This window comes from Pantoea sp. USMM079, assembly GCF_037153115.1.
Classification (GTDB): domain Bacteria; phylum Pseudomonadota; class Gammaproteobacteria; order Enterobacterales; family Enterobacteriaceae; genus Pantoea; species Pantoea communis.
This window is the reverse complement of the sequence record NZ_JBBCKX010000025.1, coordinates 1-13,899: the sequence shown is the minus strand read 5'-3', so window position 1 is coordinate 13,899 and position 13,899 is coordinate 1. Positions and strand designations below refer to the sequence as shown.

The following is a 13,899-nucleotide window of genomic DNA, read 5'->3' as shown; positions in this document are numbered from 1 at the left end:
CTTTGTGTTAATCCTTCGCCGGGTCTAAACGCTCGCTTTTGACTCTACCGAAAAAACGGAGGTTATTGAGCACCCTGGCGAGATAAAGTCTACAACGAGATTGGAAAGTTACAAGTATGATGTGAGGCCAGCCAGCAAAAAAACAGGGATTTATACACACATTTTAACAAATCACATGGCAAAATCTTCGCCAGCGAATTGAGAAAATGCGGCTAAACCATTGTCAAAGCTGGCGGGAAAAGAATCAGTGGCTTAGCAGCATCCATAAGAAAAAAAAGCGTGAGAAAATTCCTGGTTTTACTTAATGAAACAAATCCGACGGAATTTTTGGCGTATTTGGTTGTCTGGACAAGACGCGATCGTGACCTTGCGGACGCATAATTAAACCTAGTGCTTCACCTTCTGCCGCTGCCATTTCAAGTTCAAACCGCTCTTCATCATTCAATTCGTACGGAATCCAGGCCAAAACCACACTATAATTTCCCGTGCGCAGAGCCTTCACCATACTTTCCACTGTCGTGAGTCGTTCAGATTCGGTGATATGCATACTTTTCTCAAGCGGTAATCCTGACTGCTGCATCCAGTTGCGATTCAGCTTATGCGCAGGTGTTAACCACAGCTGCCAGCGGGACTGTTCGCTGAGTTGCTTTAACACCGGCAACAGCAGTAACTGCATCATGCCAGGTTGTTCGCTGTAACGTAGTTCAGTAATTCCACCCAGAGAAGGCTGCGTCAGGCTTGTAGAAGCAAAACGTTGAGAACGATCAGCAAGGCCAGAGAATTGAGTACGCATGTTTTAATCACTCAGTAATGAACTGTATGGATGTACAGTAATGTCTTCCTGGATAAAGATCAACCTCAATTTCTGAAAACACCTCGCAAATTGTGCACATCGCACACAGCAAATGCTTTTATTCATTGAACAGCTAATGGGTTTTTTCTATCTTCTAACCAGATGAAAACCCAGGATTTTAAGGAATTTTCTCGAATGAGAATTCACGGAAAGGAGCTGTAATGAAAACCAACAATCCACTCGTTAAACAATCCAAAACACAGCTGGCGCCGCTGGGAAAGATCGAATCCCGAACGCAATTTGGTGGCTATGCTCTGACAGTAGAAAAGGTCATTTTTGCGTATATCAATGAAGACGCGCTTTACCTGCGTGCCAGTGAGGCATTGCAGACTTACCACACCCAACGTGCTCTTGAACCGCTGGTCTATCGCAAACGCGGCATACCAGTGCAACTGAATTACTTCAAAGTGGATGCGAAGCTTTGGCAGGATCCTGAGCAACTCTTGCGGTTGTCGGCCAGTGCACTGCACGCAGCACAGCATGAGTTAGCAAACCGGACAGTGACCTTACGGTTGAAGGATCTGCCTAACCTTAGCCTGCGCATGGAGATGATGCTGCATAAAGTTGGCATCAGTTCAGTGAAAGTGCTGCATGAAATGGGCTCGCGCCAGAGTTGGCTCAAACTGCGTGCCGTTAACAAACATATCGGGCTGAAAACGTTAATGGCATTGGAAGGAGCGATTTCCGGACATCACCAGGCCGCATTGCCTGCAGCGATCAGAGAAGAACTGCATGCGTGGTATGTCAAAACGCTCCACCAAAAAAACACGGTGGAGCCGAGTTAACTTAATGACTGGATAATGTGCGGCGCAGGCGGGCAATTTCTGGCAGCAGGGCAATCAGTAAACCCAACTGCTGCATCACCAGCGGCGCCTGCACGTCCGAACTGTTTTTGATATCACTTAACTGCTGCATCACCTGCTGCTGCATGGCTACTGCCTGCTTGTCGTTAACGCGTTCAATCTGCAGCACATCTTGAACAAAGCACACTGCATCGTCTAAAACTTTGAGCAATGCGGGATCAGAAAGCCGTTCACGATGTGCGCCCAGCGCTGAGATGTAGCTCAGGAAAGAGTGATTCAGGCACAGTAACCGGAACGCGTTTTCACGCAGCGGTTGCTGAAGCTTAAGTTCGCTACTCATGTTCGAGACCACCGATGCTAATTCCGCATCGGCATTGTGAGCATCACGACGCGCCACACGATAAGCCAGACGGTTATCTTTGCCCTGATGATATTGCTCAAGGATGGCATCGAGATAACGACAATTGGCATTCAGCGTACGATCCGCCACGGCGCTAATTTTGCGAAAACGCCAATCGGGCCAGACAAATGCCACGGCCAGCCAGGCCAGACCGCAACCCAACAGGGTGTCAACAATACGCGGCAACGCCACCTCAAATCCTTCGCCCAGCAGGTTAAAGCAGAGCAGCACCAGCAAGGTGATGAACAGTGTGGCTTGCGCATACTGAATCTGACGAAAGGCAAAAAACAGTACGCCACTGAGCACGATGAGAATCAGTTGCCCTTCAATAGAGGGCACTAACCATAGTACCGGTAAGCCAATAGCGATACCCGCTAGTGTTCCACCAATACGTAAGGCGAGCCGGCGGCGCGTGGCATTGTAGTTAGGCTGGCAGACAAACAGACTGGTGAGCAAAATCCAGTAGCCGCGATGAAGACCGGTAATCTGAATAAAAGCGTAGCCAACGCAAAGCACGAGGGACATGCGAACAGCATGGCGGAATAATGCCGAACCTGGAGTCAGATGACGACTTAGCCGTAACCGGATATCCGCCCATCCACTCAGCCCTTCACGCGAAAGATGGTTATCGGCTGAGGAAGGCGGTTCTGCCAGCGCTTGTTCAGACTCAATCGAGGCCAGTTGCGCATCAATCGCACGCAAATTGCGTAGCAGCCAAAACAGCGCGCGGATGTGCGAATCCTGCGGGTCATTCTGTTGTAATCGTTCCAAAGCCGTTTCCAGCCGGGAGAAGGTGCGCTCAAAACTGCTGTCATGGTGCCACGGCTGTCTTAACAAGATGCTCTCAGCCAGCTTGCGACAGGCCTGAGCTTGCATATTCAACAGGCGCTGGAAGCGGAACAGCACTTCGTTATAGCGCCAGTTATCGCGCAGCAGGTGATATTGCAGATGGGATGAGCTGGCGCGTTCATGAATATCCTGCGCAACGAAATAGTAGTGCAAACTGCGACGTGTGCTGCGCGATCCACGGTCGCCGCGCAAGCGACTCTGAATGGTGGTTTTCGTCTGATTAAGTTGCGCCACCAACTGGCTGTTCACCATCGCCGTGGCAATGGTACTGGCATCATCCTGTTCACCGGCATCCGGATCGAACAGATTCGCCTTGGCCTCCAGATAACTTGCCAGCTGAGAAAAACTGGCCGCCAGTTGCTCCTGTACCGGCCGTACCGGGAAAATCAAATGGCCGATAAATGTCAGCAGGTTGTACCACAGCGCACCAATCAATAGCAGGGCGGGCTGCATCCACCATTGAGGGAACAGTCCAATCCCCAACATGGTATAAACCGCAATGAGCAGCGCACCAAAAGCGATAGTGGCATAGCGTTGCCCCAAAGCGCCAAGCAAAATGAAGCCCCAACTCGAGAGCGCCAAACCGATGGCAAAGGCCCACGGATAGGGAAACAGCAACTCAACCGATACCGAAGCGATGCAGAAGCAGACCAGCGTAATCATCAGATTGCGCAGGCGGCCAGTCCATCGGTCATCCAGATCGGCTAGCGCGGCCGCCACCACGCCAAGCGTCAAAGGAATGGTCCATTCTATTTGCTGCAGCCACCACGGAACGGCGGCACACCCTGCCAGCGCGAAGAAAATGCGCAATAAATAACGCAGGCTGCTATTGAACAGATAACGTCGCCATCCCGGCATCGCGTTCAGAAGCATCAATTGTCCGCCTTAGTATCGACGACGCGCATTCGCTTCACGCGCGGCCTGAGCCTCTTCCACCGAGACCACACGGCGGCCTACGGGCCAGAGTGCGATAGCGGCAATTTTAAAGTTAGCGATACCGACGGGGATACCGATGATGGTCAGGCATTGGATGATGCCAGCAGAAATATGCATCAGACACAGCCACCAGCCGAAAAACACCAGCCAGAAAATGTTGAGGAAGGTTCCGCCAGCATTCAGCACATGGCTTTTACTGTCAGGTCGCAGCACATCGACATGCACCGCTTCATTACCAAAGGGCAGAAGTGAAAGTTTAGTGATTTCCCAGCAGGATCGCGTTAAAGGCAGGGTAAAGATAAGCACAATGCTGACAAGCGTGGCAAACAGCCAGCTTAGCGTGGTGAACACGCCACCCAAAACGAAGTTAAGAATATTCAATACGGTGCGCATAACACGATTTTCCTTTTGCAATCCGCAATATGTGTCGCCCAGTTTAGCCTGTTTTAAGGCTGGAGCGCCAAGAGTCTGACAGGTAAACTGCGCGATAATCGAATTCCACAAGACGGTGCGGACATGGAACTGAAAGCAACATCAATGGGCAAACGTCTGGCTCAGCATCCCTATGATCGGGTGCGTCTGCTGGCCGCTGGCGTGGAAGTCAGTGGCGATCGTCACGAATATCTTATCCCGTTCAATCAGTTAATCAGCATTGCCTGTAAACGCGGCATGGTTTGGGGAGAGCTGGAATTTCACTTGCCAGAAGATAAGGTTGTACGCCTGCACGGCACGGAATGGCAGGAGACGCAGCGTTTTTTCCATTACTTGCAGCATGCCTGGCAGCAGTGGAGCCAGGAAATGAGCGAAGTCAGTGCACAAGTCCTGATGGCTTTGGAACAGGAGATTATCGCCTTCACGCAACAGGATCGCTGGTTAAAGCGTAGCGAACTGGCTACGGTAAAGGAGAGCATTCAACGCCAATTTTCCGCCTTACCGCTGCCACTTTCGCGCCTGAATGAGTTTGATAATTGCCGTGCGCGCTGGCAGTTTTGCCAGCAGTGGTTAGAACAAGGTGAAACCGCCATTCGCCAGCGCAACCGTGAATGGACGACGAAGGTCATCAAGGACTATCACGAATTTTTCTCCACTGTCGAAACTACACCGCTTAATGCTTCCCAGTGCGAAGCGGTGGTCAACGGTGAAGACGCCTTACTGGTGCTGGCCGGCGCGGGAAGTGGTAAAACCTCGGTGCTGGTGGCACGTGCCGGTTGGTTGCTGAAACGCAAGCTGTCACAGCCGGAGCAGATTCTGCTGCTGGCATTTGGTCGCCAGGCGGCCGAAGAGATGAACGATCGTATTCAGCAACGCTTAGGTGAGAGTGCGATTCAGGCACGAACGTTTCACGCGCTGGCATTGCACATCATCCGCGAAGGCAGCAATAAGCAGCCGGTGATCAGCAAGCTTGAAAGTGACAGCAAGGCGCGGCGGCAACTGCTGATCGACACCTGGCGCGAACAGTGCAACAGTAAAAAAGCGCAGGCGAGCGGTTGGCGTCAATGGTTGCAGGAGGAACTGGAGTGGGAGGTCGCTGAAGGCCCATTCTGGCAGGATGACAAGTTGGCGCAACGGCTGGCCTCACGCATGGAGCGCTGGCTGGGACTGATGCGCATGCACGGCGGTGCGCAGGCGGCGATGATTGCCGATGTACCAGAAGATTTCCGCGATAACTTCAGCAAACGCGTCAAACTGATGGCGCCGCTATTAAAAGCCTGGAAAAGTGCGTTGAAAGAGGAGGGGGCAGTCGATTTCTCCGGACTGATCCATCAGGCGATTGCCATTCTCGAAAAAGGGCGCTTTATCAGTCCGTGGAAGCATATTCTCGTGGATGAGTTTCAGGATATCTCGCCACAGCGTGCCGCTTTATTGACTGCGTTACGTCAGCAGAATAAGCGCACCAGTTTGTTCGCGGTGGGCGATGACTGGCAGGCAATATACCGTTTCAGCGGCGCCGAGATGAGTCTGACCACGGCTTTCCACCACTACTTTGGTGACGGCGATCGCTGTGTGCTGGACACCACCTATCGTTTCAACGATCGCATCGGTGAGATTGCCAACCGCTTTGTGCAGCAGAATCCACATCAGCTGCGCAAGCCGCTCAACAGTCTGAGCAAGGGGAATAAGAAGTCAGTCACGCTGCTGCCGCAGGAGCAACTGGAACCGTTGCTGGATAAATTAAGTGGCTATGCGAAACCGGAAGAGCGTGTGCTGTTGCTGGCGCGCTATCACCATCTGCGTCCTGCCATCCTCGATAAAGCCAAAACGCGCTGGCCGAAATTGCAGATCGAATTTATGACTATTCATGCCAGCAAAGGGCAGCAGGCAGATTTTGTCATTATGCTGGGCCTGCATGAGGGGCGTGATGGCTTCCCCGCTGAGGCGCGTGAATCGATTATGGAAGAGGGGTTATTACCCCAGCCGGAAGATTTCCCTGACGCTGAAGAGCGACGGTTGGCCTATGTGGCGATTACCCGCGCACGTCAGCAAGTGTGGATGCTGTTTGATAAAGATCGGCCTTCCGTTTTTGTCGAACACTTCCGCGAATTGGGCGTGCCGCAAAGTCGGAAGGCCTGAACATTACTCTTTCAGGCGGTCGGCAAGATAGCGCTGATAATCGGGGATTTGGATCTCAAACTGCTGGGCAAACATCGGTGCCTGAATAATGAAATCCGCGGTGGCGCGATTGGTCGCCACCGGGATATTCCACACGGTGGCCAGACGTAACAGGGCTTTGACATCGGGATCGTGCGGCACCGCATTTAACGGATCCCAAAAGAAGAACAGCACATCGATTTTCCCTTCGGAAATCAAAGCACCCACTTGCTGATCGCCACCCATCGGGCCGCTTAGCATGGCGTTGACGTCTAAACCGGTGTGGCGATTAATCAGATTACCTGTGGTGCCGGTGGCATAGAGCACATGCGGTTGCAGCGCGCTCTGGTTGGCTTTAACCCACTCCAGTAGCGTCGCTTTACAGTGATCGTGGGCAACGAGGGCAATGTGTTTCTGAACGTTAAGGGTACGAACGGTCTGCTCCATAGGGCTTCCTGTTTCTTCTCATGCATTAATTTTAAGGCATGAGTTTACCCCTGACATTTCAACACTATCAACTTGCGCGTAAGGTTTTCATCCAACTGATAAATCTCAGGCGTGTAGCAGCATCAAAACGCTGAAACCACTGTTGCAGATAAGGTAACTCTCCCGCATCCTGCCAGGCAAAATCGAGACTCATCTGGGCATCCGGCGCACTCACCGATTGCAGCGCAAAGCGAGGAACCGATGCCGCCTGGGCAGTACGGTTATAATTCAGCATGGCCTTTTCCAGATCGCTATCGCTACCCTGTGGTAAGCGATCGCGCACGCTGGTGATTTCATTCCCTCGTTCATCAACGAGCTGGAAATTTAGCGCCTTATCGAACGTGCTGCGTTCTCGGCGGTTGGCCAGAACGGGTAAACGAATCGCGACTGAGGTGGCGCTGGCATTGAACGTGACGATCATCGGCACCGACTGAAAATGCGTGGCATCCGCACAAGGTTTTTCAACGCGAAACAGGAATTGATGCTGCCCACGCTCCAGCTCCAGGCTGTCCGCGCCTTTCAGCAACGAGCCTGAGATTTTGCGACCATCGAGCACCAGCAAGTCGATTTCAGGATCGAGTTTGAGGGTGATGGCATGGCAGGATGCCGATACGAGTAACACGAGTAAACTCGTAACAGCCAAAGACAGCTTCATTTCAACTCCCGGAGGATAGGGATTAAGGGTGATGTGTAGCAAATTATTACATTATGGCAGTAAATTTACATTTTCACATATTTATTCGTGCTGAGGCGCAAAGTTTTTATCTGAGGGGCTTGCCCTGTGTCACGCAATGGCAACTACACTCAGGCGAACGAACAAGGAGAAAAAAATGAATGATCAAACGATTCGTGATGTGTTGAGCCGAACCAAACGCATTGCATTGGTAGGGGCGAGCGATCGCGCCGATCGCCCAAGCTATGGTGTGATGAAGTTTTTGCTTGATCAGGGTTATGAGGTTATTCCGGTGAGTCCAAAACTGGCGGGGCAGCAGTTGCTGGGGCAGACCGCTTACGCCACGCTGGCAGAAATTCCGGGTAAAGTGGATATGGTAGATGTATTTCGCAATGCTGAGGCGGCTTGGGGTGTGGCGCAGGAAGCGATTGCCATTGGTGCCGATACGCTGTGGCTGCAATTGGGCGTGATCAATGAGCAGGCGGCAGTGCTAGCGCGCGATGCGGGCATGACGGTGGTGATGGATCGTTGTCCTAAGATTGAGATTCCGCGTCTGGGTATTCCGCCCATCGCGTCGTAAAGCTGAAACGGCGACCGAGGTCGCCGTTGTCATTAATGGCGCAGGCTAGGTGCCTGCAACTGCTGCCGGATGGAAGCAGCAAGTTCATCCATCGAAGGTTGCTCAGGATGCTCATACGACGTTTCACCGGCGAGCTGAATTTCGGCGATATAGGTGTGCACCTGTTCGCCTTCTTCATCTTCCATCACTACGTGATACCAGGGTGCGGCGCGCAGCGTTTCACTGGCCGCCACATCATCCTGCTCGGGTTCATCGAGCGAAAACTCCGGATCGACATCCACAATAACGCCGAGCACCCCGGAGAGACGGTGACGGACCTGCTGTCCAATGCCAAATTTACTGGTAATCATGGTGCCTCCCAAAACTGTGCCCTGTCTCTAATATGGAGGCAGGGTACAGATTTTCAAGTCACAGCACGCGGCAGGCAAAACCTTTCAGATAAAGACCTTCAGGATAGCTGGCGATCACGGGGTGATCGGCTGCCTGACGGAACTGCTCTACAAATTGTACATCACGACCCGCGTCCACTGCGGCATCGGCGATAATTTTCTGGAACAAATCGGTGGCCATCAGTCCTGAGCAAGAGAATGTCAGAAGAATACCGTTAGGATTGAGCAACTGCATCGCCAGCATATTAATATCTTTATATCCGCGGCAGGCGCCCATCAGCTGATTCTTGTTCTCAACAAATTTCGGCGGATCCATCACGACCACGTCAAACTTTTCGCCGCTGTCACGGTAGCGACGCAGCAGTTTGAAGACATCATCACGCACGAACTGTGCACGAGACAGATCGAGGCCATTGAGCTCAACGTTCTGTTTCGCCACATCCAGCGCATCCTGTGACGTATCCACGCTAATCACTTCGCGGCAGCCACCCATCAGAGCCGACACGGCAAATCCGCCGGTGTAAGAGAAGCAGTTAAGCACGCGAGCGTTTTCAGCGTAGCGGCGCGTGGCAAAACGGCTGTCACGTTGATCAAGGTAGTAACCGGTTTTATGGCCGCCCTGAATATCGACCAGCAATTTCATACCGTGTTCGGTAATCGGCAGTAACGGCGGCGGTAGCTCACCGGTCACTGGACCTTGTGTCAATTCCAGTCCTTCTTTTTTGCGCACGGCAACATCAGAACGATCGTAAATCGCGCAAGTTGGGAAGCACTGCTGTAAGGCAGAAAGAATTGCCGGGCGTTGATATTCAGCACCGGCTGACAGGAGCTGCAGCACCATAAAGTTGCCGAAACGGTCGATGGTCACACCAGGCATGCCATCCGACTCACCGGCAATCAGGCGATAGCTATCAAGGCCATCACGTTGCGCCAACCATTTGCGCCACTGCTGCGCTTTTTCAAAAGCGCGGACAAAGAAGGCGATGTCGATTGACTCATCCTGCTGCCAGCTCCAGACGCGCGCGCGAATTTGTGACTGTGGAGAATAAGCGGCACGGGCCAGCCATTTACCATTGCTGTCGCAGACATCAATAGTTTCACCAGACTGGGCTTTACCTTCCATACGGGCAACGGCACCTGAGAACACCCACGGATGGCGGCGGAGCAGGGATTTTTCACGTCCCTTAGCGAGAATCAATCGAACGGTCATGTTTGCTATGCTTACCTGAAAAAATGAGGCGCCATTTTCCGGTGGATGGCGGCAAATTGCAACGCACAATGGGGAGATAGCCATGGCGAACACGTGCTACAAAATCTGGGTGCACGGTATGGTGCAAGGGGTAGGCTTTCGTTATTACACCCAGTCACAGGCCAATAAACTGGGCGTTACCGGTTATGCGCACAACCTGCGCGACGGCAGTGTTGAAGTGCTGGCCGCTGGCGATGAACAAAAAGTGGAGGCGTTAATCGCCTGGCTAAAAGCAGGCGGGCCAACCAGTGCACGGGTCGATAAGGTGCTGGTGGAACCTCATCAACCCACGCCGATGCCCACGCGATTTACCACTGGCTGATTACAGACACTTGGCAGGTTTTGGCAGACCGGCAATTTTAGTGGCTTGTTTTGCCGGACCTTCAGGGAACAGTCGGAACAGGTAGCGGCCATTGCCTTTTTCCTCGCCATACTTCTGCGCCATGGCTTTCACCAGCATGCGCACCGCAGGGGAAGTATTGAACTCCTGATAGAAGGCGCGCACAAAGTGCACCACTTCCCAGTGAGCCTCACTCATCACAATGGCTTCATTCTCAGCAATCACCGCAGCGAGTGCTTCGCTCCAGTCCGCACTATTTTTTAAATAGCCTTCCGCATCGGTGGCGATCTCTTTACCGGCAAAAATCACAGTCATTCCTCACAGCATCAATCGGCGTATTGTAAGTTCGCCAACGGCTAAAAAGCAAAAACCCCGCCGAAGCGGGGTTTTGGACATTTACGTCTGCAGCTTAATCTTTGCTGGCGAAGCCTAACAGGCTCAGCAGGCTGACAAAGATGTTATACAGCGACACATACAAGCTCACGGTGGCGCGGATATAGTTGGTTTCGCCGCCATGAATGATGTTACTGGTTTCCCACAGAATCGCACCCGCAGAGAACAGGATAAACAGCGCACTGATCGCCAGATGCAGCGCTGGCAGTTGCAGGAAGATATTCGCCACGACCGCAACCAGCAGCACCACGAAGCCAGCCATCATCATGCCGCCAAGGAAGGACATGTCACGACGCGTGGTCAGGACGTAGGCCGAACAGCAGAAGAACACCAGCGCCGTACCGCCCAGCGCCATGGCAATCACATCACCCATGCCTGCAGCAAGGAAGGAACTTAGGATTGGGCCAAGGCAATAACCGAGGAAACCAGTAAAGGCGAAGGCCGCCAGAATACCTGCCGGGCTATTCGCCAGACGGTAGGTCAGGAACATCAGACCGTAAAAACCGACCAGCATCAAAATTAATCCGGGAGAGGGCAGAGCAAAAACGGTGCTGAGCGTGGCAGTGACCGCGGAGAACGCCAGCGTCAGGCCAAGTAAAAAGTAGGTATTGCGCAGCACTTTGTGGGTGCTGATCAGCGATTGCTGCTGTGACGAGCTAATTATTCTATCCATCATGCGCTCCATTATAGAGAGAGAACACCAAATATGGCCTGAGGATACGCAACGGCTACCAGACAGCAAAGTCGTTTTACCCATCTTTACGCGATAAATTGCTGTTTCACTGAGCAGAATGGTGATTTTGACAGCGAAAAAATGGATTTTGGCTGTTTTTCAGGCGAACGATTCAATCCGCGCTTTACATCGTTCGGGGGGATGTTTATAGTGCGCCTCATTGCGGAGGGGTGGCCGAGTGGCTTAAGGCAACGGTCTTGAAAACCGTCGATGGGAAACCATCCGAGAGTTCGAATCTCTCCTCCTCCGCCATCACTCTTGCAGAGTGAAGTGTCAAAAAGATTTCCGGAGGGATGGCCGAGTGGCTTAAGGCAACGGTCTTGAAAACCGTCGATGGGAAACCATCCCAGAGTTCGAATCTCTGTTCCTCCGCCATATTAAAGAAGCCCGCAGAAATGCGGGCTTTTTGCTTTTCTGCGTTCCGGAATTCCGAAAAACATCCCGTTGCTTTTCCATCTGCTGCCGTTACCCGACGGCACGCGCGTTTACTGCTATATTCCATTCACGGTTTTTGTAAACATCTGGCGATTTTCCGAGGCAAGCTGGGTTACACTGTGCGGTAATTCGCTCAATGGCGAGCTAATCGTTTGAATGCCAGAGTGTTTCACTGATGAATTATGGAATAGGCACAATGATCAAGAAACTGAGTCTTTGCGCGTTGTCAGTTATCGCTGCGCTCCCGATCGGTATGTCTGCTTACGCGGCAGATGGAGATATGCAGTTACAGCAAGTGCTGATGCTGAGCCGTCACAATCTGCGCGCACCGTTAGCCAACAACGGCAGCGTGCTGGAACAATCCACCAAGAAGAATTGGCCGCAGTGGGATGTGCCCGGCGGCGAGTTAACCACCAAGGGCGGCGTGCTGGAAGTCTACATGGGTAACTATACCCGTCAGTGGCTGGCACAGCAGGGTCTGGTGGAAAGCGGCACCTGCCCGGACAGCAGCAACATCTTTGTCTATGCCAACAGCCTGCAACGTACGGTAGCCACCGCGCAATACTTCATTACTGGCGCTTTCCCTGGCTGTGATATTTCCGTGACCCATCAGGATGCGATGGGCACCATGGATCCTATCTTTAATCCGGTGATCACGGACGGCAGCGACGAATTTAATAAGAAAGCACTGGCGGCGATGACGGCTGCGAATGAGAAGCTGGCGCTGAAACCGGCTTTCCAGCAGTTAGAAAAAATTGTTGATTACAAATCGGCACCGGCCTGTAACGGCAAAAAACAGTGTGATCTGAGCGGCGGTGACAACACCTTCAGCGCAGAAAATGGCAAAGAGCCTAACGTGAATGGACCGTTGAAAATCGGCAATTCGCTGGTCGATGCCTTCACGCTGCAATATTACGAAGGATTCCCGGCCGATCAGGTGGCCTGGGGCCAGATTAAAACCCCTGAGCAGTGGAAATCCCTCGCGGCAATCAAAAATGGTTATCAGGATGCGCTGTTCACTTCTCCCGATGTCGCGCGTGAAGTGGCCGCACCGCTGGTGGATTACATCCGCAGCCAGCTAGTGGACCAGGACAAAGCGAACGCACCGAAAGTCACCGTGATGGTGGGGCACGATTCGAATATTGCCTCGCTGCTGAGCGCATTGCAGGTTAAGCCATACGAGCTGCCGGGTAACGATGAGAAAACGCCCATCGGTGGCCAGGTGGTGTTTGAGCGCTGGCACGATGCTAAAAACAACAAAGATCTGCTGAAAGTGGAATACGTTTATCAGACAGCGGAACAACTGCGTAATGCTGATGTGCTGAGCCTGAAAAACCCGCCGAAGCGTGTCACGCTGCAACTGGCAGGCTGTGACGTCGATGCTAACGGCTACTGCAGCTGGGATCAGTTTGCTACCGCGTTGAATACTGCACTGCAGGGTACCCCGCTGCAGCCGGCTGCTCCTGCTCCAGCAGCAGAGCCAGCGGCACAACCTGCGCCTGCTGCTGCCAATGACGATGCTAAAGCGAAAGCGGATCAAGCCGTTGCAGATAAAGCGGCCGCAGATAAAGCCGCAGCGGACAAAGCAGCTGCGCAGAAAGCGGCTGATGCTAAAGCCGCTGAAGAGAAAGTGAAGGCGGACAAAGCGGCTGCCCAAAAAGCAGCAGAGGATAAAGCGAAAGCTGAGAAAACCACTGCACAGAAAGCGGCGGAGGACAAAGCGAAAGCTGATGCCGCTGCAGCGCAGAAAGCGCAGTCAGATGCGACGCCAGCCAAGCCGGAAGGTGAGGCGGCAAAAGCCGCTCCTGCCAGCAACTAACGTCGCTGTAATGAAAAAACCCCGCCTCGACGTAATGCCGATCAGTTAAGACAAAAATGATCGGTTGAACGATCCGGCAGTTCTGCAAAAATCCGTAATCTCTCAGGGATTACGGATTTTTTTATGCTTCTCAGTCAGGCTCTCGATATCGTTCATCACTTTACGCCTCAGGAATTCTCGACGCTTTCTGATCTCCTTTCTCCTGAGCTCATTGATGAGTGTCTTGCTGATACCGGCACAGTGACGTTACGAAAGCGCCGGTTATCGATGGAAATGATGGTCTGGGCTGTGACCGGCATGGCACTTTTTCGCTCCCATTCGATGACCCAGCTCGTCTCACACCTGGATATCCTTCTGCCGGGGAAAAGGCCT

Annotated in this window: 15 protein-coding genes and 2 tRNA genes; 8 read left to right on the top strand and 9 right to left on the bottom strand. The window is 52.6% G+C overall.

The window, feature by feature from the left end; genetic code table 11:
- Positions 1-301: 301 nt before the first annotated feature.
- Complete coding sequence (gene sulA, locus WFP70_RS22345) at positions 302-793, bottom strand: SOS-induced cell division inhibitor SulA (RefSeq protein ID WP_097119300.1); 492 nt, start codon at positions 791-793, stop codon at positions 302-304.
- A 221-nt stretch (positions 794-1,014) separates the two neighbouring features.
- On the opposite strand from sulA, the gene WFP70_RS22340 reads away from it, so the two are divergent.
- A complete protein-coding gene (locus tag WFP70_RS22340) occupies positions 1,015-1,638 on the top strand; it encodes a TfoX/Sxy family DNA transformation protein (RefSeq protein ID WP_166931960.1) in 624 nt (207 codons plus the stop codon).
- Between the two features lies 1 nt (position 1,639).
- Here WFP70_RS22340 and yccS read toward each other — a convergent pair whose 3' ends face one another.
- Positions 1,640-3,778, bottom strand: coding sequence for a YccS family putative transporter (yccS, locus tag WFP70_RS22335; protein WP_337024467.1), 2,139 nt, complete (start codon positions 3,776-3,778; stop codon positions 1,640-1,642).
- 12 nt (positions 3,779-3,790) lie between these two features.
- Entirely contained in the window at positions 3,791-4,234 is a 444-nt protein-coding gene (locus tag WFP70_RS22330) for a YccF domain-containing protein (RefSeq protein WP_034820431.1), read from the bottom strand.
- Positions 4,235-4,357: 123 nt separating this feature from the next.
- Here WFP70_RS22330 and helD point away from each other — a divergent pair, with 123 nt between their 5' ends.
- Entirely contained in the window at positions 4,358-6,412 is a 2,055-nt protein-coding gene (gene helD / locus WFP70_RS22325) for a DNA helicase IV (protein WP_337024462.1), read from the top strand.
- Positions 6,413-6,415: 3 nt separating this feature from the next.
- Here helD and WFP70_RS22320 read toward each other — a convergent pair whose 3' ends face one another.
- Complete coding sequence (locus WFP70_RS22320; protein ID WP_337024463.1) at positions 6,416-6,877, bottom strand: methylglyoxal synthase; 462 nt, start codon at positions 6,875-6,877, stop codon at positions 6,416-6,418.
- Between the two features lie 67 nt (positions 6,878-6,944).
- Positions 6,945-7,571, bottom strand: coding sequence for a YccT family protein (locus WFP70_RS22315; protein ID WP_097119296.1), 627 nt, complete (start codon positions 7,569-7,571; stop codon positions 6,945-6,947).
- A 175-nt stretch (positions 7,572-7,746) separates the two neighbouring features.
- Between WFP70_RS22315 and WFP70_RS22310 the strand changes: the two genes are divergently transcribed.
- Positions 7,747-8,169 carry a CoA-binding protein gene (locus WFP70_RS22310; protein WP_034820410.1) on the top strand — a complete coding sequence of 141 codons (423 nt, stop codon included), beginning with the start codon at positions 7,747-7,749 and terminating at the stop codon, positions 8,167-8,169.
- A 32-nt stretch (positions 8,170-8,201) separates the two neighbouring features.
- Here WFP70_RS22310 and hspQ read toward each other — a convergent pair whose 3' ends face one another.
- Positions 8,202-8,519 carry a heat shock protein HspQ gene (hspQ, locus tag WFP70_RS22305; protein ID WP_313375178.1) on the bottom strand — a complete coding sequence of 106 codons (318 nt, stop codon included), beginning with the start codon at positions 8,517-8,519 and terminating at the stop codon, positions 8,202-8,204.
- A 58-nt stretch (positions 8,520-8,577) separates the two neighbouring features.
- Positions 8,578-9,768 (bottom strand): 23S rRNA (cytosine(1962)-C(5))-methyltransferase RlmI, encoded by a 1,191-nt coding sequence (gene rlmI, locus WFP70_RS22300; RefSeq protein ID WP_337024464.1) that lies wholly within the window; start codon positions 9,766-9,768, stop codon positions 8,578-8,580.
- 82 nt (positions 9,769-9,850) lie between these two features.
- Here rlmI and yccX point away from each other — a divergent pair, with 82 nt between their 5' ends.
- The gene (gene yccX / locus WFP70_RS22295) at positions 9,851-10,129 is read left to right on the top strand and encodes an acylphosphatase (protein ID WP_182057296.1); all 279 of its coding nucleotides are present in this window, start codon (positions 9,851-9,853) and stop codon (positions 10,127-10,129) included.
- Here the strand turns inward: yccX and tusE are convergent, their stop codons facing one another.
- On the bottom strand, positions 10,130-10,456 hold the full coding sequence (gene tusE / locus WFP70_RS22290) for a sulfurtransferase TusE (RefSeq protein WP_337024468.1): 327 nt from the start codon (positions 10,454-10,456) through the stop codon (positions 10,130-10,132).
- Positions 10,457-10,556: 100 nt separating this feature from the next.
- Positions 10,557-11,213 carry an FtsH protease modulator YccA gene (gene yccA, locus WFP70_RS22285; RefSeq protein ID WP_034820380.1) on the bottom strand — a complete coding sequence of 219 codons (657 nt, stop codon included), beginning with the start codon at positions 11,211-11,213 and terminating at the stop codon, positions 10,557-10,559.
- Between the two features lie 224 nt (positions 11,214-11,437).
- Here yccA and WFP70_RS22280 point away from each other — a divergent pair.
- The 4 genes from WFP70_RS22280 to WFP70_RS22265 all read left to right on the top strand — a co-directional run.
- Positions 11,438-11,525: transfer RNA gene (locus tag WFP70_RS22280), tRNA-Ser, on the top strand.
- A gap of 35 nt (positions 11,526-11,560) precedes the next feature.
- Positions 11,561-11,648, top strand: a tRNA-Ser gene (locus WFP70_RS22275).
- 256 nt (positions 11,649-11,904) lie between these two features.
- Positions 11,905-13,527: a bifunctional glucose-1-phosphatase/inositol phosphatase gene (agp, locus tag WFP70_RS22270; RefSeq protein WP_337024465.1), complete on the top strand. Its 1,623-nt coding sequence runs from the start codon at positions 11,905-11,907 to the stop codon at positions 13,525-13,527.
- A gap of 123 nt (positions 13,528-13,650) precedes the next feature.
- The coding region (locus tag WFP70_RS22265; RefSeq protein ID WP_337024466.1) for a transposase domain-containing protein at positions 13,651-13,899 on the top strand (249 nt) is incomplete at its 3' end.